This is a genomic window from Candidatus Chloroploca sp. Khr17 (genome assembly GCF_004138165.1).
Taxonomy (GTDB): domain Bacteria; phylum Chloroflexota; class Chloroflexia; order Chloroflexales; family Chloroflexaceae; genus Chloroploca.
This window is the reverse complement of sequence record NZ_RYFF01000015.1, coordinates 46,240-71,978: the sequence shown is the minus strand read 5'-3', so window position 1 is coordinate 71,978 and position 25,739 is coordinate 46,240. Positions and strand designations below refer to the sequence as shown.

20 protein-coding genes are annotated in these 25,739 nt (G+C 58.3%); 17 read left to right on the top strand and 3 right to left on the bottom strand.

Going from position 1 to position 25,739, the window contains the following annotated elements; translation table 11 throughout:
* Window positions 1–84: 84 nt before the first annotated feature.
* From EKD05_RS11250 to glyA, 4 genes are read left to right on the top strand one after another with little or no spacing between them, the layout of a single operon-like run.
* Window positions 85–816, top strand: a complete 732-nt coding sequence (locus EKD05_RS11250; protein ID WP_129672685.1) for a metal-dependent hydrolase — start codon at window positions 85–87, stop codon at window positions 814–816.
* A 19-nt stretch (window positions 817–835) separates the two neighbouring features.
* A complete protein-coding gene (locus EKD05_RS11245) occupies window positions 836–1,780 on the top strand; it encodes a D-2-hydroxyacid dehydrogenase (protein WP_129672683.1) in 945 nt (314 codons plus the stop codon).
* A 9-nt stretch (window positions 1,781–1,789) separates the two neighbouring features.
* A complete protein-coding gene (locus EKD05_RS11240) occupies window positions 1,790–3,088 on the top strand; it encodes a Gmad2 immunoglobulin-like domain-containing protein (RefSeq protein WP_129672681.1) in 1,299 nt (432 codons plus the stop codon).
* A gap of 19 nt (window positions 3,089–3,107) precedes the next feature.
* Window positions 3,108–4,361 carry a serine hydroxymethyltransferase gene (gene glyA, locus EKD05_RS11235; RefSeq protein ID WP_129672679.1) on the top strand — a complete coding sequence of 418 codons (1,254 nt, stop codon included), beginning with the start codon at window positions 3,108–3,110 and terminating at the stop codon, window positions 4,359–4,361.
* A gap of 54 nt (window positions 4,362–4,415) precedes the next feature.
* On the opposite strand, the gene EKD05_RS11230 is transcribed toward glyA, so the two are convergent.
* A complete protein-coding gene (locus EKD05_RS11230; protein ID WP_129672677.1) occupies window positions 4,416–5,831 on the bottom strand; it encodes a hypothetical protein in 1,416 nt (471 codons plus the stop codon).
* Between the two features lie 21 nt (window positions 5,832–5,852).
* Window positions 5,853–7,961 carry a polyphosphate kinase 1 gene (ppk1, locus tag EKD05_RS11225; protein WP_129672675.1) on the bottom strand — a complete coding sequence of 703 codons (2,109 nt, stop codon included), beginning with the start codon at window positions 7,959–7,961 and terminating at the stop codon, window positions 5,853–5,855.
* A gap of 178 nt (window positions 7,962–8,139) precedes the next feature.
* On the opposite strand from ppk1, the gene rpsA reads away from it, so the two are divergent.
* The 13 genes from rpsA to EKD05_RS11160 all read left to right on the top strand — a co-directional run bounded on the left by rpsA (window position 8,140) and on the right by EKD05_RS11160 (window position 24,998).
* Window positions 8,140–9,348, top strand: a complete 1,209-nt coding sequence (rpsA, locus tag EKD05_RS11220; protein ID WP_129672673.1) for a 30S ribosomal protein S1 — start codon at window positions 8,140–8,142, stop codon at window positions 9,346–9,348.
* A gap of 47 nt (window positions 9,349–9,395) precedes the next feature.
* A complete protein-coding gene (locus EKD05_RS11215; RefSeq protein WP_129672671.1) occupies window positions 9,396–11,927 on the top strand; it encodes an ATP-dependent Clp protease ATP-binding subunit in 2,532 nt (843 codons plus the stop codon).
* Between the two features lie 133 nt (window positions 11,928–12,060).
* Entirely contained in the window at window positions 12,061–13,425 is a 1,365-nt protein-coding gene (radA, locus tag EKD05_RS11210; RefSeq protein WP_129672669.1) for a DNA repair protein RadA, read from the top strand.
* A gap of 22 nt (window positions 13,426–13,447) precedes the next feature.
* On the top strand, window positions 13,448–14,533 hold the full coding sequence (locus EKD05_RS11205; RefSeq protein ID WP_129672667.1) for a PIN/TRAM domain-containing protein: 1,086 nt from the start codon (window positions 13,448–13,450) through the stop codon (window positions 14,531–14,533).
* 13 nt (window positions 14,534–14,546) lie between these two features.
* A complete protein-coding gene (gene dtd / locus EKD05_RS11200; protein ID WP_129672665.1) occupies window positions 14,547–14,999 on the top strand; it encodes a D-aminoacyl-tRNA deacylase in 453 nt (150 codons plus the stop codon).
* A 171-nt stretch (window positions 15,000–15,170) separates the two neighbouring features.
* Complete coding sequence (locus EKD05_RS11195; protein WP_129672663.1) at window positions 15,171–15,752, top strand: SpoIIE family protein phosphatase; 582 nt, start codon at window positions 15,171–15,173, stop codon at window positions 15,750–15,752.
* 6 nt (window positions 15,753–15,758) lie between these two features.
* On the top strand, window positions 15,759–18,485 hold the full coding sequence (locus EKD05_RS11190; RefSeq protein WP_129672661.1) for an ATP-binding protein: 2,727 nt from the start codon (window positions 15,759–15,761) through the stop codon (window positions 18,483–18,485).
* A 74-nt stretch (window positions 18,486–18,559) separates the two neighbouring features.
* Window positions 18,560–19,315: a gamma-glutamyl-gamma-aminobutyrate hydrolase family protein gene (locus EKD05_RS11185; RefSeq protein WP_129672659.1), complete on the top strand. Its 756-nt coding sequence runs from the start codon at window positions 18,560–18,562 to the stop codon at window positions 19,313–19,315.
* A 17-nt stretch (window positions 19,316–19,332) separates the two neighbouring features.
* Window positions 19,333–20,061 carry a gamma-glutamyl-gamma-aminobutyrate hydrolase family protein gene (locus EKD05_RS11180; RefSeq protein ID WP_129672657.1) on the top strand — a complete coding sequence of 243 codons (729 nt, stop codon included), beginning with the start codon at window positions 19,333–19,335 and terminating at the stop codon, window positions 20,059–20,061.
* A complete protein-coding gene (gene murI / locus EKD05_RS11175) occupies window positions 20,061–20,846 on the top strand; it encodes a glutamate racemase (protein WP_240695737.1) in 786 nt (261 codons plus the stop codon). The genes EKD05_RS11180 and murI overlap by 1 nt, the downstream gene beginning before the upstream one ends.
* A 42-nt stretch (window positions 20,847–20,888) precedes the next feature.
* Entirely contained in the window at window positions 20,889–22,268 is a 1,380-nt protein-coding gene (locus EKD05_RS11170) for an LCP family protein (RefSeq protein WP_129672655.1), read from the top strand.
* 58 nt (window positions 22,269–22,326) lie between these two features.
* On the top strand, window positions 22,327–23,568 hold the full coding sequence (locus EKD05_RS11165) for a M20 family metallo-hydrolase (RefSeq protein WP_129672653.1): 1,242 nt from the start codon (window positions 22,327–22,329) through the stop codon (window positions 23,566–23,568).
* Between the two features lie 11 nt (window positions 23,569–23,579).
* Window positions 23,580–24,998 carry an FAD binding domain-containing protein gene (locus EKD05_RS11160; protein ID WP_129672651.1) on the top strand — a complete coding sequence of 473 codons (1,419 nt, stop codon included), beginning with the start codon at window positions 23,580–23,582 and terminating at the stop codon, window positions 24,996–24,998.
* 237 nt (window positions 24,999–25,235) lie between these two features.
* Here EKD05_RS11160 and EKD05_RS11155 read toward each other — a convergent pair whose 3' ends face one another.
* Window positions 25,236–25,676, bottom strand: a complete 441-nt coding sequence (locus EKD05_RS11155; protein WP_129672649.1) for a hypothetical protein — start codon at window positions 25,674–25,676, stop codon at window positions 25,236–25,238.
* Window positions 25,677–25,739 lie beyond the last annotated feature (63 nt).

Below are 25,739 nucleotides of genomic sequence, written 5' to 3'. Positions count from 1 at the left end.
CAGCGTGAGTAGCCTTGTATGCTCGTACAGCATCTACGATCGCCACATACGCGATCGGGAAGCAATGGAATAAGGAGGTAACAAGTGACCATCCTCGGGAAAGATGTAACGATTACCTGGGTCGGCCACGGTACGTTTCACCTGACGACGCCGGAAGGCAAAGGTATTTTGATTGACCCCTGGGTCGCCGCCAATCCCGTCTGCCCAGAGGTGACCAAGGCTCGTGTCACCGAGAATCTGGGCGCAATTCTGGTCACCCACGGCCATTTTGATCATATTGGCGATCTGGTCGAGATTGCGCAACGTACGGGCGCGCCGATTGCCTGTCAGTATGATCTGCTTGATTATTTTGAGGGTCAGGGCATTACCGGTGAACAGCTGATTGGTTTTAATAAGGGTGGCACGATCCATGTCGCCAATGTGCATGTGACGATGACCAATGCTCACCATTCGAGCAGTGCCTTCGAGAATGGTCAGTTGATTAACCTTGGTACCCCGGCTGGCTTTGTGCTGCGCTTTAGCAATGGCTTTACGGTCTATCATACCGGTGATACGAGTGCAACGATGGATATGCAGATTATCGGCGATCTCTATAAGCCTGATCTGACGATCTTGCCGATTGGTGATCACTTTACGATGGATCCCCGCCAGGCAGGTTATGCCCTCAAGTTGATCCGCTCACCTTACGCCATCCCGTGCCATTTTGGTACCTTCCCGATCCTTACCGGTACCCCCGAGGCCCTCGAGGCGGCCTGTGAAGAGTTCGGTGTGTCCACGCGTGTCATTGCCCTGAAGCCCGGCGAGGCTGTTTCCTGACCGTTGAGGTTTTGTGCTGATGAAACTTATTCTTCCTGCCCAGATTCGGGATCTGCTCGTTCCTCTGCTCACGGATGATCTTACCGCTGTCTGGGTCAATGGCGATGGTGAATTTGATGGTGATCCCGCCGGGGCGGTCGCGTATTTTCGCTGGTGGGGCGAGCAAGAAGCTTTTCTGAAGGTGATCCGGGTGGCGCACGACCTGCGTTGGGTGCATACGCCCAGCGCAGGGGTTGATCACCTGCTCGTTCCAGAGATTTTTGAACGAGATCTCATCCTTACGAATAGCGCTGGTGTCCATGCGATCCCGATGGCCGAGTTTGTGTTTGCGATGCTGCTCAATCGCGTCAAGCAGTTGCCTACCTATCAAGCCGCCCAGGCTGAGTGCCGTTGGGCGCGTGGGATCGATCTGCACGAGTTGTATGGCGCAACGATGCTCATCCTTGGGATCGGTGGCATCGGCGACGCTATTGCCCAACGTGCCGTCGCTTTTGGTATGCGCGTCTGGGGGAGCCGACGAACGAACCGCCCGTCACCCTATGCCGAGCGGGTGGTGACGGGCAATGCTTGGCACGCCCTCTTGCCCGAAGCTGATTATGTGGTCGTGGCTGCTCCGTTGACGCCCGAGACCCGAGGGATGATCAATGCCGAGACGCTGGCGATGATGCGCCCGTCAGCGTTTCTCGTCAATGTGGCGCGTGGCCCGCTTGTTGATGAGCAGGCGTTGATCGAGGCACTGCAGCAGGGGCGCATTGCAGGCGCTGCCCTTGATACCTTTGCCCAGGAGCCTCTGCCCCCCGCAAGCCCACTCTGGCACTTGCCCAATGTGATGATTACACCCCACGCCACGGCCAATTCACTGCGGATGCACGAACGCCAGGTGGCCCTCTTCCTCGATAATCTGCAGCGGTTTCAACGCGGACAACCCTTGCTGAATCTGGTGGATAAGGCGGCTGGATATTAAGAGAGGTGTATGATGCGTCGTGGATTGATGATGCTCGTCCTCGTGGCTGCTCTGCTTGCGCTGTTGCCCGTTGGCAATACCCAGGCCCAGAGCGATGCTCGCTGTTTCCCCGAAACTGGCTTCTGTATCTCTGGGCCGATCCGTCAGTATTGGGAACGTAACGGTGGCCTGATGGTCTTTGGTTTTCCGATTACGCCCGTGCAGACCGAGACGGTTGAGAATTGGACCGGGCCTGTGCAGTGGTTCGAGCGCGATCGCCTCGAGGATCATTCTCGTGAGGGCCAGGGTGTGCTCGCTGGGCGCCTCGGGGTTGAGCGCCTTGCTCAACAGGGCCGCCCCTGGCAGTTCCGCCCCCTTGGGCCGCCTCCGCAGCCGGGTTGTCGCGGGTTTGCCGAGACGGGTTACTATATGTGTGGGGGCTTCCTCACCTATTGGCAGCGCAATGGCGGCCTCGAGCGCTTTGGCTATCCCGTGACTGATCTTATCGTCGAGAATCTGAATGGCCGCGATTATACGGTGCAGTATTTCGAGCGCCGTCGCATGGAATACCATCCCGATAATCGCCCGCCCTTTGATATTTTGCTCGGCCTGCTTGGCCGCGAGGTGCGTGATAGCGCAATGGTTGTGCCGGTCCCAACCCCGACGCCAACTCCACCACCAGTCAGCCAGCAGATTGCGATCAGTGAGCCGGCTGATAATGCCGTCATCAGTAGCCCGATTCGGGTGAGTGGTTCCACCACGCGGATGCCCGCCGGCAATACGTTGCGCTATCGCTTCTATGAGCCGAATGGCTTTGAATTGGCGCGAGGGACTATTCCCGTCATTGCGCAACCCAACGGTACCGGTAACTTTAGCACCCGCCTCGCTTATCGTGCTCCGAATGGCGAGCGCGTTTTGCTCGAACTGGCCGAAATTGATCCCACCACCGGTGCGGTTATTGCCCGTACCGAGCGTTCCGTCCGCTATGCCCCAACTGGTGCGCAGCAGATCACGATTGATCGCCCTTCCAGTGGCTCCACCATTGGTACGCGGTTGCAGGTCGCCGGTCGTACTTCGATCTTCCCGTCAGAAGGCGATCTCTTCTTGAATGTGATTGATGGCAGTGGTCGTTTGATCGCCAATTTTGCTTTTGCGGTTGGCGGCACACCCGATCAGCCTGCCAGTTTCTTTGTTGATGTGACGATCCCTGATCAGCGTGGCCGCCTGGTGACGGTCGAGATCGTTGATATCAATGCCCGTGGCGATGTCTTGGCGCGGGCGCAGGTGAATGTCTTTGCGGGTACGCCCGGGCCGTATCCTGTACCCTAAGAAAAGGAGTTAAGTGCAAATGCTGGAACATCTTCGCCAGGCCGATCCGGCCGTCGCTGCTGCGATTGAGCACGAGGCTCGCCGTCAGCGTGAAGGGCTTGAGCTGATCGCCAGTGAAAACTATACGAGTCTGGCCGTGATGGAGGCCCAGGGTTCGATTTTGACCAATAAGTATGCCGAGGGTCTGCCCGGCAAACGTTACTATGGTGGCTGTGAGTTTGTTGATCAGATCGAGCAATTGGCGATTGATCGGGCCCTTGAACTCTTTGGGGCCAAGGCCGCCAATGTGCAACCCCATAGCGGCGCTCAGGCCAATATCGCGGTCTTCAATGCGCTCTTGAAGCCCGGTGATACGATCCTCGGGATGCGCCTTGATCACGGCGGCCATCTGACCCACGGTAGCCCCGTCAATTTCTCGGGGCGCTGGTATGATGTCCATTTCTATGGCGTTGATCTGGCCAGCGGCCAGATTGATTACGATGATCTGATGCAGAAAGCCCGCACGGTGCGGCCCAAGTTGATTACCTCGGGGGCAAGTGCGTATCCTCGCCAGATTGATTTTGCCCGGATGCGCCAGATCGCCGATGAGGTCGGGGCCTTGTTGATGGCCGATATTGCCCATATCGCTGGCCTCGTCGCCGCAGGCGAGCATCCTTCGCCGGTTGGTCACGCGCAGGTGGTGACAACCACGACCCACAAGACGCTGCGTGGCCCGCGGGGTGGGTTGATCTTGATGGAAGAAGATCTGGCGAAGGTGATCAATTCAAGTGTCTTCCCCGGTACCCAGGGTGGCCCGCTGATGCATGTCATCGCTGGCAAAGCAGTTGCCTTTGGCGAGGCGCTGCGCCCCGAGTTCAAAGCCTATGCCGCCCAGATCCGCCGCAATGCGCATGCCCTCGCCTCGGGCTTGATGGATCGTGGCCTGACCCTGATCAGCGGTGGTACCGATAATCACTTGATGCTGCTCGATCTTACGTCCCTTGGCATCACTGGGGCCCAGGCGCAAAAGGCCCTTGACCGTGCCCATATGACGGTCAATAAGAATGCTATCCCCGATGATCCGCAGCCCCCTGTGCGGACAAGCGGGATTCGCATCGGGACGCCTGCCGTTACGACGCGCGGGATGTGTGAGGCCGAAATGACGCAGATCGCCGACTGGATTGCGCAGGTACTCCATCATTCCACCGATGAAGCCCTGATTACGCGCATTGCCAGCGAGGTCGAAAGCCTCTGCACGGGCTTCCCCGTGCCTTCCGATAGCGTGCCAGTCTAAAAACGGATCAGTTTCGCCTCTTCGCCCAGTTATGCTGGGCGAAGAGGCGGAACTTCACCAGATCTCGGCAGGTCGCCGAAAGGCCCAGCCAAGCAGACTCAGCACCACCCCGAAACTTCCGAGGATCAGCAAGCCGAACCCGACCAGACGCTGTTGCGTTGCTAGGCTATCACGGAGCCGTTCGGCGTTACTCCGCCGTAGCGTATCACCGAGGGCCGCAAATTCGGCGGCGGCCTGATCCGCTTGCCGATGCGCCTGTGGGTAGTTGAAGCTGCGGGTCAATTCGATGGCCTGGGCTAGCACACTGGTGGCCTGCAGGCCACGGGTTGCACGTTCAGCGTAAATCGCGAGCACTTCTGCCTGCCGTGCATCGTTCAACTCGGCGTAGAGGTGTTGGGCATCAGCCACAAGCCGGATGGCACGCTCGTAGTCACCTTGTTGCAGCGCTTGCCGCGCACTCTCGGCCAGTTGTTCGGCCCGCAGGCCTTGCGCACTGCGTGCAAGCAAGGCCTCGGCTTCCGCCAGCACCGCGGCTGGCTGGGTGTCGGCATGGTTCTTGAGCCACTCGACCGTTGTTCGCAACTCTTGCTCGGCGGCGGCGTAACTGCCCTGGTTGACCAGCGTGCGCACAAAGCTCAGGTCATACACAACCAGTGCGTTGCGCTGGTAGCCCCCCTCGAGATACCCTGGTAACCAGTCGCGCCAGGCTAGTTCCAGTTCAGCTGCCGAACGCTGATAGGTTTGCGCCAGCGCCTCGCGGTAGCTCGATGACCGTCCATTCGCAATCAGAAACTCACGCATGCGCGTGAAGCCGTACTGCTCGATGAGAAACGCCACGACCGAGAGACTCTGGGGGTAGCCAATTTCAGGTTGCCCATAGATGCGCTCACGGTCGTCAAACGCACTCCACGGCATCAATAGGCCACGTTCATACGTCTGCCTGAGCGCTCGGATGCGCTGTTCAAGCTCATCAGCAGGTCGTTCCATATATTGGGCAATGCCCTCGTGGAAACCCGTATTGAGCTGATTATTGCTCAGATCGGCGGCAATAAGATGCGTGAGTTCATGGCGAACGTTGTTCTTGACCCCCTCTTCACTCTGCGCGGCAGTGCGTTCGACAATCACGACCAGTTCGCGCAAGCGAAAGTCAGCGTGGGCGATCACGCCTGGCACATTGCGTGCGCTCGGGTTGACCGCAAAGTAGTCGGTACTCCCCGGATAGAGTCGCAATGTAAGGGGGGGGGTGGTACGATAATTGAAGGCCGTAGCCAGATCGTCATAGATCACATCGACCCATGCCTCATAACGGCGCGCTTCCTCTTCCCCGTCAGCATGGTACAGAATCCGAAAATAGTCGGTTTGTAGCTCGCGCCAGTCAAGGCTCTGCTGCGCTTGCGTTGGCGTTGCCATCAACAGCATGGATAGAAGCACCACGAGGCTGAGCAATCCGGCTCGTACCTTGAGACTCATCCCTGTCCTTTCACCGATATGCTACTCACCCAGCATCCATGCTGGCACCTGACTATCAACTGGGTCAGCCTCACCAGGCGTGCGCCGTTCATAGGTTCCATTGGCGTGGAGCACGTGGGCGCGCGTATTATCATTGAGATAGGTGTCGAGCATCGTCTTGCGCACATAGCGGGCGAGCGTCGGATCTTCCACGGGAAAGAGTTCCTCAACCCGTCGATCAAGGTTGCGTTCCATCAGATCAGCACTGCCTAGGTAGATCTCGGGTTCACCGCCGTTGCCGAAATAGTAGATCCGGTGATGCTCAAGAAACGGGCCGATAATGCTGCGTACGCGGATGTTCTCGCTCACACCGGGCACGCCAGGGCGTAAGGCACACATGCCGCGGATAATCAGATCAATCTGGACACCAGACTGCGAGGCACGGTAGAGGACATCGATCATCTGGCGATCAACGAGCGCATTGACTTTAATAATGATCCGCCCGTTGCCCGTCGTCTCCTGGCGCTGCATTTCACGTTCAATCATCGCCAGCAGGCGACGGCGCATTGTGACCGGGGCAACCAGCAACTTGCGATAGTGGTCACGCCGCCCATAGGCGGTCAGTGAATTGAAAAGCTCGACAACATCAGCGGTAATATCCTCGCGGCATGTAAAGAGCCCCAGGTCGGTATAGATGCGCGCTGTTGTCGCATTGTAATTACCGGTGCCAAGATGGGCATAACAACGCAACATGTCGGCTTCTTGCCGCACCACCAGCGCGAGCTTGGCATGAACTTTCAAGCCAACCAGACCATAGACCACATGGACGCCGGCCCGCTCAAGGGCTCTCGCCCAGACAATATTATTCTCTTCATCAAAACGTGCCTTGAGTTCGACCACCGCCGTCACCTGCTTGCCCAACTCGCGAGCGTGCATCAAGGCACGCACAATCGGCGAGTTACTCCCCACGCGATACAGGGTCTGCTTGATCGCGAGCACATGGGGATCTTCAGCGGCGGCGTGGATGAAATCAATCACGGGTGAAAACGAGTGGTACGGATGATGGAGCAGAATATCGCCGCCACGAATCGTCTCAAAGATATCAGAATTGTTTTGCAAAACAGGGGGCACAACCGGCATATAGGGCGGATCCTTGAGATCCGGTCGGTCGAGACGATAGAGACTAAAGAGATCGGCGAGCCCGAGGGGGCCGCGCACGGTATAAATATCATTGGGCTCGATCTTCAGATTGGTCGATAGGATCGTCGCAATGCGTTCAGGCATCGATGAGTCAATGGTCAGGCGTACCACCTCGCCAAACCGCCGCTGACGCACTCCCTGCTCGATCGTTTCGAGCAGATCGTTGGCTTCGTCCTCCTCGATCTCCATATCGGCATTGCGCACCACGCGAAACGGGTAATGCTCAACGATCTCGACCCCGGGAAAGAGCAGATCAAGATAGGCGGCAATCGCCTGCTCGATCCACACAAAACAGGCCTGACGGCCTGACGGTTGGTCTTGCACCACGTCGCAGAGCTCCTGCGGCAAAGCGATAAGACGTGGCAGCACCTCGGGTACCTTCACGCGGGCAAAGAGTTCGCCCTTGTCACGATCACGTATGACCACCGCGAGATTGAGACTCAGGTTAGAGATAAAAGGAAAGGGGCGGCTACTATCAAAAGCCAGAGGGGTCAGAACCGGAAAGATCTGCTGCTGATAATACGTGCGCAACCAGTCTTTTTGTTGATGATTTAAGTTGTCGTAATTATATAAATGGATATGCTGTTCACGGAGACTCGGCAGCAAATCATTGAGCAGCAGATCCCGCTCTTGAACGAGAAGGGGGAGCAAGGCCTGGCGAATATGATGGAGTTGTTCGGTCGGGGTTGCCCCATCGCGTGATAATTTTTGGACACCCGCACTGATTTGCTGCTTGATGCCACTCACGCGAATCATGAAAAACTCATCAAGATTCGAGGCCCAGATCGACAAGAATTTTACCCGTTCAAGCAAGGGATTCCGAACATCGAACGCCTCTCCGATCACGCGGCGGTTAAACTCGATCCAGCTCAACTCGCGGTTGAAATAGCGCGAATTAGGATGCGTGAATAGCTCAACGGTCTCTTCGGATGGCAAATCCTGCGTTGTCATCTCATCCTCGGGCTGGATTAGGTGGGGTACACATTGCTCTTGTAGTATAACAAGCCCGTACGTGATCAGCAAGCATACCCTTGCGCTTTGTGCAGGACGGGCGTATAATTCAAACGACTGTTTCTGCTTCCTGTCCCATCTTCGGTAGAGTCTTTCACTGTGTACTCAAGGACGGCGCATGGAAGAATTGAAGGGGAACACTGCCGAGTCTGAGGCACAACCCACACCCGCACACGTTGAGAATGGCAACGCCTTCGAGGCTGAGGATCTTGCTCTGATGGAGCAGTTCCTCAATGATCCGGCCCACGACTACCGTAACCTCAAATATGGTGACACGGTCGATGGGCTGATCATGCGTGTCGAACGTGATGAAATCCTCGTTGATATCGGTTCCAAGGCTGAAGGAATCGTTCCGTCACGCGAGATGCAATCGTTGGCGGCAGAAGATCGCGCTGCTTTGCACGTCGGCGCTCCTTTGCTGGTCTTTGTTGTCCAGTCTGAAGACAAAGAGGGGCGGGCAATCCTCTCGATTGATAAGGCGCGTCAAGAACGGAGTTGGCGCTTGCTTCAGGCTGCCTATGAGAAGGGCGAGGTCATCTCGGCCCGGGTGGTGAACTACAATAAGGGTGGGTTGCTCGTCAATTTAGAGGGCGTCCGTGGTTTTGTTCCGGCTTCGCAGGTTTCGGGCATTAGTCGCGGCCCCGAGACCCAGAAGCAGTCTGATATGGCGCGGATGGTCAATACTGACCTGAGGCTGAAAGTAATTGAACTGAACCGTAATCGCAATCGCCTGATCCTCTCAGAGCGCCAGGCTATGCAAGAATCGCGTGAGAGCAAGAAAGATGAATTGCTTGCGTCGCTGCGCGAAGGTGATGTGCGTGAGGGTACGATTAGCTCGGTCTGTGATTTCGGGGCATTTGTTGATATCGGTGGTGCTGATGGCCTTGTCCATATGTCCGAAATTTCGTGGAGCCGGGTGAAACATCCTGGTGAGGTGCTCAATGTTGGCGATCACTTGCCAGTGATGGTCTTGAGCATTGATCACGAGCGTAAACGTATTGCGCTGTCGATCAAACGGACACAGCACGAACCCTGGTCCCGTGTCGGTGAACGTTATCAACTGGGTCAGGTGGTTGAAGGGGTTATTACACAGCTTACGTCATTTGGCGCGTTTGCCCGCATTGAAGATGGGGTCGAGGGTTTGATCCATATTTCAGAAATGGGCGATGAGCCGATGCAATCTCCGCGCGAGTTGCTCGCAGAAGGGGCTGTGGTGCAGGCACGCATTATTCGCATCGATCCAACCCGCAAGCGAATGGGCCTGAGCCTGCGTGTGAACCGTGAGTCTGGTGAAGATGATGCTGAGAGCGGTGAGCAAGGCGAGTGAGTCTCGGCAAGCTCGTGACTTGCCAGCGATAGCTAGTGGAGAATACCATGTCTGACCTCTATAGTAAGTTTACCAAGCGCGCCAAGCAGGTTCTCCAGCTTGCGCACGAAGAGGCCCGCTCGTTTAACCACCCGTATATCGGGACCGAGCATATCCTCCTCGGTTTGATTCGCGAGAGTGAGGGCATCGCCGCACGCGTTCTTGATGATCTGGGGGTCAAACTCGCCCAGGCCCGTAGCGCGGTTGAGTTTATTGTTGGGACAGGTGAGGGTACCCCCGTCACCGATCAGGAGTTGACCGCCCGCGCCCAGAAAGTGATTAAGTATGCCATTGAAGAGGCAGGCCGCCTCTATCATCACTATATTGGCACCGAACATTTGCTCCTTGGCCTCGTGCGCAATGGCGAAGGTGTGGCGACGGGTGTGCTCGATATTATGGGCGTGAGCCTTGAACAGGTGCGCAATCAGGTGATGCGCGTCCTGCGCCACGGTACCACTGGCACTGCGCCTGAACAGCGCGGAGCCGGCGGGAGTCAGTCCGCGGCCCAGCGCCAGTCCAAGACGCCGTACCTCGATGCCCTCGGAACCGATTTGACCGAGATGGCCGAGGCCGGCCGCCTTGATCCGATTATTGGCCGTCAACACGAGATTGAGCGCGTGATCCAGATTCTTTCGCGCCGTACCAAGAATAATCCGGCGTTGATTGGTGAACCCGGTGTCGGCAAGACGGCGATTGTTGAGGGCCTCGCGCAGCGCATTATTCAAGGCGATGTCCCCGATAGTATCAAAGGCAAACGGGTGGTGACCCTCGATATGGGGGCACTTGTCGCTGGGACGAAATATCGTGGTCAGTTTGAAGAACGCCTCAAACGGGTGATTGATGAAATTAAAGAGACCCGCTGCATTCTCTTTATTGATGAATTTCATACGATTATCGGTGCCGGTGGGGCTGAGGGTACGCTCGATGCGGCCAATATTCTCAAGCCCGCTCTTTCCCGCGGCGAGCTCCAGACCATTGGGGCCACGACGCTCGATGAGTACCGTAAGTATATCGAGCGTGATGCCGCCCTCGAACGCCGCTTTCAGCCCGTGATGGTTGATGAGCCGTCCCTCGAAGATACGGTGCAGATCCTCCGTGGGATCAAGTCGCGCTATGAGGATTTCCATCAACTCCAGATTAGCGATGAGGCGATTAAGGCCGCCGCGGCGCTCTCGGCGCGCTATGTGCCCGATCGCCAGTTGCCCGATAAGGCCATCGATTTGATTGACGAGGCCGCTAGTCGGGTGCGCATGTATCGCTCGGCGACGCCTCCTCAGCTTCGCGATGCTCTCCGTGGCCTTGAGGCACTCCGTAAGGAGAAAGAGGCCGCCCTCGAAGATAAGCAGTTCGATCTGGCCGCCGATCTCCGCGAGCGCGAAGAGCGTATGCAGAACCGCATTGTTCAGATTGAGGCTGATATCGCGGCCGCGGGCGGTGATGAGCGGGTCGCTGAACGCCCCTATGTCACCGATGAAGATATTGCTGAGGTGGTTGGGATGTGGACGGGCATTCCCGTTACCCGCCTCAAGGGCGATGAGACGATGCGCCTGATGCAGATGGAGAACTTCCTCCATAATCGGGTCGTTGGGCAGCAAGAGGCGATCGTGACGATCTCCAAGGCGGTGCGCCGTGCCCGCGCTGGCCTCAAGGATCCCAAGCGCCCCATCGGGAGCTTTATTTTCCTCGGGCCGACTGGGGTGGGCAAGACCGAACTTGCTAAGACGCTCGCCGAGTTTATGTTTGGCTCGGAAGAGAGTCTGATCAAGATTGATATGTCTGAGTTCCAGGAACGCCATACGACCTCGCGTCTGGTCGGCTCGCCTCCAGGCTATGTCGGGTATGGCGAGGGTGGTCAGTTGACCGATGCGGTGCGCCGCAAACCCTATAGCGTGGTGCTCTTTGATGAGATCGAGAAGGCCCATCCCGATGCTTTTAACCTGCTCCTCCAGGTGCTCGAAGATGGCAATCTGACTGATGGCAAGGGCCGCAAGGTTGACTTCCGCAATACGATTATCATCATGACTTCGAATGTTGGCACCGAGCATATCCGTCGGGCAAGCCGGATTGGCTTCGGGGGCAATGCCGATGAGATTGATCAGACGGATATGCGCCGCAAGGTTGATGATGCCCTCAAGGTGCTCTTCCGCCCCGAGTTCCTGAACCGGATTGATGCGACGATCATCTTCCATCCGCTGACTACCGAAGAGATCCATCAGATTACGACGCTGATGCTTCGTCGGGTGCAGAACCAGCTTGATGAGCATCAGATGGTGCTCGAGGTGCGTGAGGATGCGCTTGACTTGCTCGCCCGCCGTGGCTACGATCCCGCGTTTGGCGCACGCCCACTCCGCCGCATTATTACCAACCTGATCGAAGATCCCCTTGCCGAGGGTGTGCTTGATGCACGCTTTACCGAGGGTGATACGATCATTGCCGATGTCTACGACGAGGAGTTGCGCCTTCGCTCGCAGCGCCAGATCGACGGGGAAAATGGTGCCACTGAAGTCCATCCCGAAGAGAGCCCGGCCCTGGTTGAGTAACGGTAGCTCGGCAAACGACCTGGGATGAGGCAAAACCTGCTAGCGTTGCTGGCAGGTTTTGTCTCATCTCAGGTCGTTTCCAACAAGCTTTGAATTTTATTCAACACACGATAGTGCGTGGTATAATCGACCTATGGCAAAACCACGAACCATTTTTGTCTGTCAACAGTGTGGTGCGCAGCAGTCAAGGTGGATGGGAAAATGTCCTGATTGTGACACCTGGGATAGTCTTGTTGAGCAGACTGAAATTAGATCGACAAATCGTAGCGGTGGGCGCGAGAGTGGCAGTGCCGGGGTGCGCCCTGTGCGCTTGTCTGAGGTGCCTTCGGGAGGGTTCCAGCGTTTGCCGGTCTACGCCGAAGAGTTCTCACGGGTGCTCGGTGGCGGCCTGGTGCCTGGTTCGGTCGTCTTGATTGGCGGCGATCCGGGGGTCGGCAAGAGTACGCTGTTGACCCAGGTGGCGGCCCATTTTGCGGCTACCTCCGGCTCGGCGCTCTATGTTAGTGCCGAAGAGTCGGCCCAGCAGATTAAATTACGCGCCGAACGCCTCGCGTTGCAGGGTGATGAACTTTTTGTCTATTCGGAGACGTCGCTCGATGTCATTCTTGACCAGATCCGCAATCTGCGCCCCGGTCTGGTGATTGTTGACTCGATTCAGACGGTCTATCTCGAGGCGTTGACCAGTGCCGCCGGGAGTGTGAGCCAGGTTCGCGAGGGGGCGCTGCGCTTGATGCAATTGGCAAAAGAGTTGGGGGTGCCCATCTTTCTCGTCGGCCATGTGACCAAAGAGGGCGCGATTGCCGGGCCTCGGGTGCTCGAACATATTGTTGATGTTGTGCTCTATCTTGAGGGTGATCGCTTTCATCAGTACCGCCTCCTCCGTGGGGTCAAAAATCGCTTCGGCTCGACAAATGAAGTCGGGGTCTTTGAAATGGGCGGCCAGGGCATGCAAGAGGTGCCGAATCCGTCGCTGATCTTTCTTGCCGAGCGTAGCCTCAATAGCCCTGGCTCGACCGTGGCCGTGATGATGGAAGGGACGCGCCCGCTGCTCGTCGAGATCCAGGCGTTGACGTCAACGACGGGGAGTGCACAGCCGCGTCGGACGACGAATGGCTTTGACCTGAATCGTCTCTTGATGCTTGCCGCCGTTTTGACCAAACGGGTGGGTTTGCCCCTTTTCAATCAGGATCTCTATGTGAATGTGGTCGGTGGGCTGCGGATTACCGAGCCTGCCGCCGATCTTGCCGTTGCGCTGGCAATTGCTTCGTCGTATCGTAATCAGCGGATTGACCCCGATCTGGTGCTGGTGGGTGAAATAGGCTTGTCTGGCGAATTGCGCACCTCTAGTCAACTCGAACGACGTCTCGCCGAGGCGGCCAAACTCGGGTTTACGAGGGCAATTGTTCCCGCTACGGCCCAGCTTGGTCAGGTAAGTGGCCTGACCGTGACGCCTGCACGCTCGCTGACCGAGGTGGTTGATTTGCTTGCACACGCCTGATACGGGTGTAGAATCGCTCCAGATGAAAGTCAGTTTGAATTTTCTGGTACGCATTGTTGGCATGCTGGGGCTCGGCTATCTTGGATGGTATGTGGGTATTTCGCTCTCTACTCCCGTGCCCAATGAGTCTGAGATCTTTGCCACCCAGTTGCTCACCCTTGCCGGGGCAGGGCTGGGCCTGCTGGTGACGCCACGCCTGACGATCGATCCCTTGCAAAATCTCTTGCGTCGGTTGCGCTATGTTCCGTTACCAGATCTCCTTGCTGTCGGTACTGGCGTGATGCTCGGCCTTTTTATTGCGGCTCTGCTGACCTTTCCTCTGGCGAATTTGCCATCACCTTTTAATCAGATCTTGCCCGTGATTGCGGCGGCGCTCTTGGCCTATCTTGGGGGGGCTGTCTTTGCGGCCCGTCGTCACGATCTGGGCGAGTTGCTCAAAGAGGGGTGGCGTCGTTCGATTGCGTCAACCGCATTGCCAACAACCCCTGAAACGCCTCCCCAGCGACGGCTCCTCCTTGATACGAGTGCGATTATTGATGGCCGGATTGATGCGGTGACGCGCACCGGTTTTCTTGATGGGACGCTGCTGGTGCCGATCTTTGTGCTCGCCGAATTGCAGCAACTGGCCGACTCGGCCGATGATCTGCGGCGCAGCAAGGGTCGTCGTGGGCTTGAGTTGCTCAATGAGATGCAACACCACGCGCCCTTGCCGATCGAGGTTGTCAATGTCGATGTCGAAGATTTGCAACGAGTCGATGATAAACTGGTCGCCCTCGCTCGTCAGTATAATTGTCCGATTATTACCAATGATTTCAATCTGAATAAGGTCGCTGCCCTCCAGGGGGTTAAGGTGCTCAGCCTCAATGTGTTGAGCGAAGCGGTTCGTTCGCTGGTGATCCAGGATCAGCGCCTGCGCCTGCTGATCCGCAATGAAGGCAATGCTCGGCAACAAGGGGTGGGCTATCTTGATGATGGAACTCCGGTGATTGTTGAAGATGCGCGCCATTTGATCGGCCAGACGACGGAGGTGCTCGTGACCCGCTTGCATCAAACCCAGTCGGGACGGTTGGTCTTTGCGACGGTGGTTGAGGAGACAACCACAAGCTAGATGAGAAGAGGCTATGCGTGCGCTGATTCAACGCGTTTCAGAGGCTTCGGTCACGGTGCAAGGAAGCGTGGTCGGGGCGATTGGCCCCGGTTTGCTGGTTTTGCTTGGGGTTGGGCAGGGCGATGGCCCTGCCGAGGCGCAATTCCTTGCCGCTAAGACGGCAGGTCTGCGTATCTTCAGTGATGCCGCTGGCAAGTTCAACCATTCGGTGCAGGAGAGCGGTGGGAGTGTGCTCGTCGTTTCGCAGTTTACCCTCTATGCTGATACGCGCAAGGGGCGTCGTCCTAGTTTTGTGCGGGCTGCTGCCCCTGAGGTGGCGCAACCACTCGTTGAGGCCTATGCCGAAGCGCTGCGTGCGCTTGGCCTGACGGTCGCGATGGGCCGTTTTGGTGCGATGATGCAGGTGGCCCTGGTGAACGATGGCCCCGTGACGATTATGCTTGAAGCGCCTGTTGCGCCATCCTGAAGCTAAGAGACCTGGCAGGTGGGCGCCGCAGGGATCCTGGGGGTAGCGGAAGGGTTGCCCGGCACCACCTGCCAGGTCTCCCTCGTACGCTGGCGCTCGTCCTAGCGGGTGTTATAATGGTATAGAGAGCATTGGGTGGTGCGCTGAGATGCGTTTGCAAGGAAGATGTGCATGCAAGTGGATTGGGGTGCCGCGCTGCGCCCAAAGCTTGGTCAGAGCGTGAGTGGTGATACATATGTGCTTGAGACCTTTGAGCCTCACGGTTTGCAGGTTGCGGTGATTGATGGTCTGGGCGGTGGTGTGCATGCTTCTGATGCGTCGCTTGGCGCTGCCGCAGTGCTCCGCGCTAAGCCTGGAAGTGATCCGCTCGCGCTCTTCAAACAGGCGCATACCGCTATTCACGGGACGCGTGGGGCCGTGATGGCCCTGTTGACCTTTGATTTGCTGGCGCGTCATTTCAGCTTTGTGGGGGTTGGCAACATTGGTGTGCAGGTGGATAGTCAGACCCCTATCAAGCCGATCTCTAAAAATGGCATTGTTGGTCATCGCCTCCCTCCGTTACTCAGGCTCGATTATACCTACAATTTCGGCGACACCTTCGTTCTGTACAGTGATGGGGTCGAGAACAGTTTTCAGCTTGATGCCTGCGTTGAGCGCCATCGCCCGTCGCAGCAACTGGCTGAGCTGATTCTCGCGAAGTATGGCAAAGCGAATGACGATGTGACGGTGGTTGTCATTCGTATCACCGAGTAAGTTGACATGGATGGTAACCTCGCAACCTGGCTTGAGCAAGAGCGTGCTACCCTGTTACCACGCTGGTATGAGGTGTTGGCGCATCTGGTGTCACCTGAAGACACCGGGGCAGTTGATCAGAACCCGGTTGCCGGGGCTGCTTTTTCTCCTCAACAGCTTGATCTGGCGACGTTCTACACAACCGCTGTGCTTGCCGCAACTGGTGACCGTGAGCCCTTTGCGGCACAGCTGAGGGCCTTCTTTACGCAGAACGAGACGTCGTTTGCATTGACGACGGTGCTTCGGTTTGTCCAGCAGGTGCGCCGGATCACGTCTGAGCGGGTGCAGGCCACCGCGGCAGAACTACAGACTGCCTTTGCGCTCTTTGCGGCGCTCGATGCGCTCTTTGACGATGTGCTGCTCTGTGCGACTGAGCACTGGTCAGCGACCAAGCGCGAGTTGATCCGTGAGCACGAATTTATTGCTGAACGCCTCGATGCTGCCGCAGCATCTGCGGATCGACAGACGCTGCAACTCCAGGCGCTGAATGTTATTTCACGTCAACTCTCACTGACGCTTGAAGAGCATCAGTTGATTGATCTGTTGATTCAAAATCTTCAGCACTTGACGGCGATTGCCCATATTGCCCTGTGGCAGCCTGTGACTGAGGCATATGGGACGATGCTTGTGTTGCGGCAGCGTTCTGACCCGCTGGCCGAGGCTGGGGAGGAGCACCAGGTTGCCGTGACGCAAGCAGATGATCTGATCGTCCGGGCCTGGCAGACACGGCAGAATCAGTTTCTGCCCGTGCCCGAGGTGAGTTGCCCAAGCCGCTGGTTATACCCGACTTGTGGTGTCTTGGTGTTGCCCATGATCGCCAGTGAACAGGTTGTGGCACTAGTGGTGCTGCAAGATCCCGATCCATTCAACCAGATCCGTATGCAACAGGATCTGATCCAGAGCATTGTCAGCCAGACGGCGATTGCCTTGCAAAACGCGATGCTCTATAGCGAACTACGCATCCTGAATAAGGATCTCGAGCGACGGGTGGCTGACCGTACCCGTGAGTTGGAAGACGAGAAGAATCGCCTCGCGACGATCTATCAAATCTCGACCGAAGTGAGTCGTACCCTCGATCTCGATGCGTTGCTGGCAACGTCGTTGCAACTGCTGGCCGAGTTGACGCATGCCGAGCATGGGTCGATTATGCTGGTAGAACCGGATGATAGTAGTTTGATGGTGACGCGGGCCGTGCTCGGGGTGATTGCTGACCCAAAAAACTATTTGCGCTTCCCGATTGGGGTTGGCATTGCCGGTTGGGTCGCCGAACATTGTGTCGGTGTGGTGATTGATGATATTAGCCAGGATGCACGCTGGATTTCGGTTCCGGGGCTGTTTACACGGCGACGTGAAGGTGCGATGATCGCGGTTCCGCTGGTGGTTCAGGACGAGGTGTTGGGTGTGCTGAGTCTGTCGCACCGCCAGGTGGGCTTTTTCCAGGAAGATCATTTGCGGATGCTCAATGCAACCGCTGGTTCGATTGCGGTTGCCGTCAAGAATGCCAATCTCTTTGCGCTGATTAGTGAGGAAGCCGCTCGTCGCTTTGAATTGCTTGATCGCCAAGAGAAAGAAGCGACCCAGATTCAGGCGATCCTGCAGAGTCTCAGTGATGGCGTGATTGTCTGTGACCTGTCTGGCCGGATTCTGGTCGCGAATCCGGCGGCGGCGGCGATGATGCACCGGAGTCTTGAAGAACTGCTGCTCTGGAATCTGCACGAGATCTTGATGCGCTATATGGGCGAACGAACCCGCGAATTGCCGCTGGTTGAGTTGCTCGAACATCCCCTGCTGGAGGATGAGCAGCCGCGACGGTTTATGGCGAGTATCAAACTCGGGGTGCGTACGCTGCACCTGTTGCTCGGGCCTGTGTTGACCGAGATGAATACGTTGATCGGGGCGTTGCTGGTGCTGCGTGATGTCACGCGTGAGGTCGAAGCCGATCAGATGAAGAATGAGTTCATTGGCACGATGTCACACGAGTTGCGTACCCCAATGACGGCGATCAAGGGGTTTACGCAGTTGCTCGCCATGGATGAAATCGGAGCCCTCAATGTGACCCAGCGCGAGTTTGTCACGACGATTGATAAGCACACACAGCATATGATCAACCTGATCAACGATGTGCTCGATCTGACCCGGATTGAAGCGGGCAGCGTCGAACTCGAGTGGCGTCTGTTGCATCTGGCCCAGGTTTTGAGTGGGGTGATGGCTGAATTGAAGCTGCCGCTCCGTGAACGCGGGCATAGCTTGACAATTACGCTTGCCCCGCACTTGCCGCTGGTGCGTGCTGATGCGCATTGCCTGCACCAGGTGTTGTACCATCTCTTGAACAATGCGATCAAGTACACGCCCACTGGTGGGCAGATCCATGTCGAAGCCCTGGAAGCCACGCTTGTCGAGCTTCCTGTCGAGGTGCGTGATCGCGTGCCCCAGGCGCAACCGTATAATCTCTTGCGCATTACCGATACCGGAGTGGGCATAGCCCCCACCGATCTGCCCCGGATCTTTGACCGGTTTTACCGTGCCGACAATCCGCTGAAGGTCGAGGGAGGGGGCGCGGGTCTTGGCCTCGCGCTGACGCGCCCACTGGTTGAATTGCTCGGGGGGCAGATCTGGGTGACGAGTGAGGTCGGGGTTGGCTCAACGTTTAGCTTTATTCTGCCTGCCGTTGCTGCCGTGCATAAAATGGTATAATAAGCAGATATTGATCTATTGTGCCCTGTGGGGCAGCGTGATCTGCTGTGGCAGATGGAGGAGGAACAAGCAGTATGCAGCCTCTCATTGGCATCTCGTGTGGCACGTTTCACGACCGGGCCTGGTGCCCGCCGTCATTCGGCCATCGTCAGACCTATGTTGATGCGGTGCTTAAGGCGGGCGGCGCTCCGCTGCTGATTCCGCCCGTGCAAGACGAGCACGTCTTGCGCACCCTGTACGATCAGTTAGATGGGTTGCTTCTGGCTGGTGGGGGCGATCTTTCCCCTGCCTTGTATGGTGCCGAGCCACATGAAAAATTGGGCTTGCTTGATCCGCTCCGTGATGGGGCCGAGATGCCCCTGGCTCGCTGGGCGCTCGCCGAGGGCAAGCCGGTGCTTGGGATCTGCCGGGGTATTCAGGTGCTCAATGTCGCCCGCGGCGGGACGCTCTACCAGGATATTCCTTCGGAGTTGACCACGGATTTGCAGCACGATATCTCGTATGCGCGTGAAGATTGGACCCACATGGCCCACGAGTTGCGCCTGGCCCCTGATTCGCAATTGGCCTACCTGCTTGGCACCGAGCAACTGGCGATCAATTCGTTGCATCATCAGGCGGTGCGCACGATTGGTGCGGGCTTGCGCCCAGTTGGTTGGGCACCCGATGGGGTCGTCGAGGCGTTGGAGGGTACGGGTGAGGCCTTTGTTGTTGGCGTGCAGTGCCACCCCGAGGCGCTGCAGGCGCACGCTGATCCACGCTGGCAGGCGGTTTTTGCGGCGTTTGTCGCTCGTTGTCGTGCGACGCGCCAGGTGCCGGCGCTTGCTGCTTGAACAAAGGATTGTAGCGTATGAGACGGCCAATTATTGGCGTCACATGTATGAATGATACGGCTGCTAGTGGGGGGGCGCTGATGGCCGTGCGCCCGCAGTATCTCCGCTCGCTGGAGGCTGCCGGGGCTGTGCCGTTGCTGATCCATTTGACCGATAAGCTTGATCTGGTGCGAATACTCTACGAGCAGTGCATCGGCATTCTGTTGCCGGGTGGGGAGGATGTCGCCCCCAGGCGCTACGGTGAGACGCCGCTGCCCGAGCTTGGCTTGGTCGATGCGCAGCGCGATGCGGTGGAACTCGCGCTCGCCGGGTGGTGCCGCGAAGATGGCAAACCGCTGTTGGGGATCTGCCGGGGCATTCAGGTCTTGAACGTGGCCTTTGGTGGCTCGCTCTACCAGGATATCCCGAGTCAGTTGCCCGATACGCTTGATCATCGCTACAATACGCACCTGCGCACCTATGATGTCGCTGGCCATCCGTTGCACTTGGCTGCCGATAGCTGGTTGGCCCGGCAATTGCAAACGACCGAGGTGCTTGCCAATACGATGCATCATCAGGCGCTGAAGGTCGTGCCATCTGACCTGCGGGTTGTTGGCCATGCGCCTGATGGGGTGATCGAAGCGGTCGAAGGGGTCGGCGAGCCTTTTGTGGTGGGGGTGCAGTGCCATCCCGAGCATCTTTGGCAGCAGGCCGAGCCACGTTGGTTGCGTCTCTTTGAGGGTTTTGTGGCTGCCTGTCAGAACTGATGGCAATGATTGGTCTCTTTGACTCAGGTCTGGGTGGCCTGTCGGTGGCCCGTGCGGTGCGTGCGGTGCTGCCGAGGCACGATCTCATCTATCTCGCCGATAGTGCCTATTGCCCGTATGGCCCGCTTGCCACCGCACAGGTGCGTGAACGGGCCTTGTTTTGTGCCCGCTGGCTTGTCGCCCACGGGGCGGCAGTTGTTGTTGTGGCCTGCAATACGGCGAGTTCGGCGGCCCTCGATGTGTTGCGTGCGACCCTTGAGGTGCCGGTGGTGGGCATGGAACCGGGGATCAAACCGGCGGTTGCGGCTACCCAGACGGGCAAGGTGGCGGTGCTGGCAACGAGCGGGACGCTGCAGGGCGACCGTTTTGGTCGTCTCGTCGAGCAGTTTGCGCATGGGGTAACGGTGCGTACCGTCGCGTGTCCGGCGATGGTTGAACTGGTCGAGGCAGGGTTGTTGCACGGCGCTGAGGCTGAGGCCGTTGTACGCGGCTATGTGAACCCCTTGCTCGCTGATGGGGTTGATACGTTTGTGCTCGGATGTACCCACTTTCCGCCGCTGGCCCCGGTTATCGCGACGGTGGCCCCCGAGGCTACGCTGATTGATACTGGCCCGGCCGTGGCATCCCAGACTGCCCGTGTGGTGGCAAAGCTCGAGCTTGCGCCTGGTTCGGGGCGGGTGCAGGCCTTTACCACTGGTGACCCCGCCTTGATCCGCCCGGCCCTCTGGCGTGTCTGGGGTGAAACGATTGACGTTGGGCAGGCGCTGCAGGGCACTATCACCTGATTGTTGGCCTGCCTTCAGCATGGATCTGCTACAATAGCACCCATGAGCAAGCAAACAACAGTGATGCCTGAACGCCAGCAACGTGCCGCTCAGCCGGCCCAGTCACGTCCACCTCGTCGTACCTTCTGGTCGCGTGTGCGGCTGTGGCTTGGTCTGGGGTTCGGGTTGGTGCTGCTGGTGATCGGGCTGATCTACTGGCAGATTTTCAGCCTGTCACGGGCGATCACGCTGGCCGATGCCCGTCCCAATGCGCCGCTTGCCTCACCGCTGATCGGGGCGAACCTGCTGATTATTGGTACCGACGAGCGCCCTGGCTTCCCGCAAGAGGGTGTCCGTGGCGATACCTTGATGCTGGCTCGGCTTGATCCGGCGGGGCGCTGGGTATCGTTGCTCTCGATTCCACGTGATAGCCAGGTTGCCATTCCGGCGGTGGGCCTCGATGTCACCAAGATCAATGCCGCGTATGGTCAGGGCTACGCCGGGGCGACGAGTCTCTATGGTGACACTACCACGCCGCAGCAGGGCGGGATGGCGCTGGCCGCAGAGACAGTCGAGGCGTTGTTGCAGCTGCGTGAGCGCAACATGCGGGTTGATTTTGTGGCGACAGTCAACTTTGCCGGCTTTGCCCAGATCATTGATGCGCTCGGTGGGGTGACAATTGATGTGCCGTCGCGCCTGATTGATGAAGCGTACCCAACTGATGATTTTGGGGTGATGCGCGTCGAGTTTGCCCCGGGTCCGCAAAGGATGGATGGGGCCACGGCGCTGATCTATGCACGTACGCGCCATCAGGATAGTGACTTTGGCCGGGCGCAGCGTCAACAGCAAGTTGTGCAGGCGATCCTGCAGGAAGTGCGTGAGCGCGGCTTGCTTGGGCAGGTCGTGACGTTGCCGGCCCTGGTGCGTGCGGTTGGTGGCAGTGGTGATGGAATTTCGCCTGTGGTGACAACGTTGCCGGTGGCGCGTCTCGATGTGTTGTTTGCGCTGGCGCGTCTGGCGGCTACGGTTGAGCCTGGTGCGCTTGGCCAGTTTGGGCTTGGCCCCGTGCAACTTGCCGCCACCAATGGGACGAACCTGATCTGGGATCAGGCGGCGGTTCAAGCTTTGCTTGATGCATGGCAGCAACGCCCGGTTGAAGTGGTCGAAGAAGTTGAGGTGCAGGTCTTCAATGGCACTGATGTGCCTGGCCTGGCTCGCCTGGTCAGCCTCGATCTCGAGCAAGCCGGCTTCCGTATGCTTCCCGCAGCGAATGCCCCCCTTGTTGGTGAACAGACCAGCGTGTACCATACCGGTGGTGCGCCGACAACAAGCCGTCGCGTGGCTCAGACGCTCAAGGCGCGTCTGGTGAATGGGCCACTGCCCGAAGGTGTGGCGAGCTCTGCGCCGGTGGTGGTGGTGCTAGGGACGGATGCGGTACGCTAAGCCAAAGCAGCTGCCTGTGTTACAATAGCTTCAGCGTCGCCTTTTTTTGAGTAGCCTTATGGAACTGATTATTGATGTAGAGGCACTAGGAGTTGATCTCGACGCGCTGGCGGCCTGTTCAGATGATGAACCTCCGGGTGTGACTCGCCTGGTCTATGGCCCGGCAGATCTGCGTGCGCGGGCCTATCTGCGTCAGCAGTGTGACGAGGCGGGTCTGGTTGTGCGCGAAGATGGCCTGGGCACTCTCTTTGCCCGCTGGCCTGGGCGTGAACCCGATTTGCCTGCGGTCGCGAGTGGTTCGCATCTTGATGCGCTTCCTCATGCTGGTCGTTTTGATGGTACCGTTGGGGTCGTCGGGGCGCTTGAAGCTTTGCGGGCGCTGCGGCGGGCCGGCTTTCAGCCGCAGCGCTCGCTGGAACTGATCCTCTTTACGAGTGAAGAACCGACCCGGTTTGGCCTGGGATGCCTGGGCAGTCGGGCGATGATCGGGTCGCTCACGCCTGACCAGTTGCGCCAGTTGCGCGATGGGCAAGGGCGGAGCCTCGATGAATGGCGCACAAGCGCTGGCTTTACGGCCCCGCTCGAAGAAGTTGCCCTGGCACCTGGGGCCTATGCCGCGTTTGTTGAATTGCATATTGAGCAGGGGCCATTACTGGAAGTTGAGGGCCTGCCGATCGGCGTGGTACGGGCGATCGCGGCACCAGCCGCGCTGCGCGTCGCGATGAGAGGGCAGAGTGGTCATGCTGGATCTGTCCTGATGCTCGAGCGGCGCGATGCGCTGCTGGCCGGGGCTGAACTGGCGCTGGCGGTTGAAGCGGCGGCCCTTGGCACGGGAAGCCGCGATACGGTTGCAACCACCGGCATTTTTACGATTGGCCCCGGCGCGGTCAATGCGATCCCGAATGTGGCGACCCTTGAGATTGATGTGCGCGATATTGACCTGGAACGCCGCGATCATGTCTTGCAGGCGATCAAGGCTTCGACCGAAGCAATCTGTGCTCGTCGTCACGTCACGTATGATCTGATTGAACTCAATGCTGATCCACCTGCTACCTGTGATCCGGCGGTGGTCGAGACGATCATCAAGGTCTGTGATCGCATCGGTCTCCCCCGGCTGATCATGATCAGTCGTGCCTATCATGATAGCCTCTTTATGGCCCGCATCTGCCCGACGGCGATGATCTTTATTCCGAGTCGTGGCGGTATTAGCCATCGTGCTGACGAGTATAGCGATCTTGAGCAAATCGGCCAGGGCGTGGCGGTGCTTGCCCATAGCCTGGCTGCCCTTAGCCAGGCGTAGAGACGAAGCCTATGTGGAAGACCTATTATCAGCCGCACACGTTTGACGAGGCGCTGGCCCTGGTCGCCTCGCTGCCCGAGGCCCGGGTGATTGCCGGTGGCACCGATGTTTTGGTTGAACTGGATCACGGGGTGCGCCCGACGGCAACCTTGATTGATCTGACTCGGATCGAGGCGCTGCGTTACGTGCGTGAAGAGGCGGGGCAGGTGCGGATCGGGGCCCTGGCGACGCACAACGATATCGTGGCCTCGGCGCTTTGTGCCCACACGGCGTTGCCGCTGGCCCAGGCGTGTCTTGAGGTTGGTGCGCCGCAGATCCGGGCGCGCGGGACGGTTGTCGGCAATCTGGTCACGGCTTCACCGGCAAATGATACGATTACGGCGCTGATGGCCCTTGGGGCTGAACTGGTGGTATGTGGGCCTGACGGTGAGCGTCTGGTGTCAAGCGAGGCCTTTTATACTGGTGTCCGACGCACCGTGTTGCGCCCTGGTGAACTGGTGCGCGAAGTGCGCGTGCCGATGCTCCAGCCGCATCAGCGGGGCATGTTTCTCAAGCTTGGGTTGCGGCGTGCGCAAGCGATCGCTGTGGTCAATGTCGCTGTTGTCCTTGACCTGGCGGCCCCACTTGATCAGGAAACGCCAGTTGTTGCGCGTGCGAAGATCGCGCTCGGCTGTGTCGCCCCGACGATTGTTCGGGCCACTGCCGCCGAAGCAGCGCTCGCGGGTCAACCGTTGCAGCGTGAACAGATGGCAGAGGCGGCCCGCTTGACCTTGCAGGCCATGGCCCCGATTGACGATGTACGTGGTTCGGCTGAGTATCGCCGCACCGTGGTGGTTGGTCTCGTGGAGCGTGTGCTCGAGCGGCTAGCGACGGGTACGCATGCGGCTGACTGGCCTGCCTCGCCGGTCTTGTTGAGCACCGTGGCCCCGGAAGCGGTGGCGACCAGAGGGGAACCGCTGGTTCCGCTTGCGCAGGTCGAGGCGATCGTGAACGGAAGCGCGGTGCGCTTCTCGCCCCACAAGACCCTGCTTGACGCCTTGCGGGAAGATGTGCAGCAAACAGGCACCAAAGAGGGGTGTGCCGAAGGCGAGTGTGGTGCGTGTACCGTTTGGCTTGACGGGCAAGCGGTGATGAGTTGCCTGGTGCCCGCTGGGCAGGCGCATGGGCGTCACGTCACGACGATCGAAGGCTTGGCGGCGACGGCCCCTGACGGCCAGTTTTTACACCCCTTGCAAGCGAGCTTTATTGCCGAAGGTGCGGTGCAATGTGGTTACTGCATCCCGGGGATGCTGATGGCCGGGGCGAAACTCCTCGAAGAGCACCCTGCCCCGGATCTGGCGCAGATCCAGGCCGCGTTGAGTGGCAATCTGTGTCGGTGCACGGGGTATCGCAAGATCATTGCCGCCGTCCAGGCGGCGGTCTCGCCGTGAGCAGGGTTATCGCAGACCTGTGAGGTCTTAGGCGTCCCAACGGCAGCGGCTCCGTTCAGCATGACCTGCTTGCGAGCCCAGTCATGTCAGCAAACTTACGTTACACACCCCTAAGTTTGCTGGCGTCGTCAGCCGACCACGAATGAACGAAGAGCGCATGGGGTAGCCCATATTCGTTTCTTCGTGCTCAGTATTCGTGGTCGGCGGCGCTACCGGGACATGTAGTTCTCAGACTAATTAGACGAGGTGCGAATAATCAGCCTGATCCTCGGGGGCGTGGTCAATCGCGGCGAGCGAGCCAGTGATCGCATCTTCGAGGAGGGTTGAGGCAATGGGCAGGATCGGCACCAGCGCCAGATTGTAGACCTCGGCGGCCTGGCCTTGCAGGCGCAGAACCTTTTGCCCAAAGAAGAGCAAGAGGGGCAGTGAAGCGGGGATCAGCCCGAGGACAATGGCGCGTGGCAGCCACCGCTCACGTGGCATCTGCCCGATCAGAGCTTGGCCTGCGGTAACGATAGTGGTAGTATGCAACAGGAGACGCATATGCTCGGGGGTACCCTCGTTGCGCAGGCTGAGGTAGGGGATTTTTGGCCAGAACTGCTTGCTATTGCCATGCAAGATGACCATGACGACCATATTTGCCAGGACATAACCAGCTTTGCGAAGGAAACTGTGCATCGTTGCGACTCCTGATCATCTGCTATGCCGCACATTACGGCACAGAAAAATACGATGTCGTAC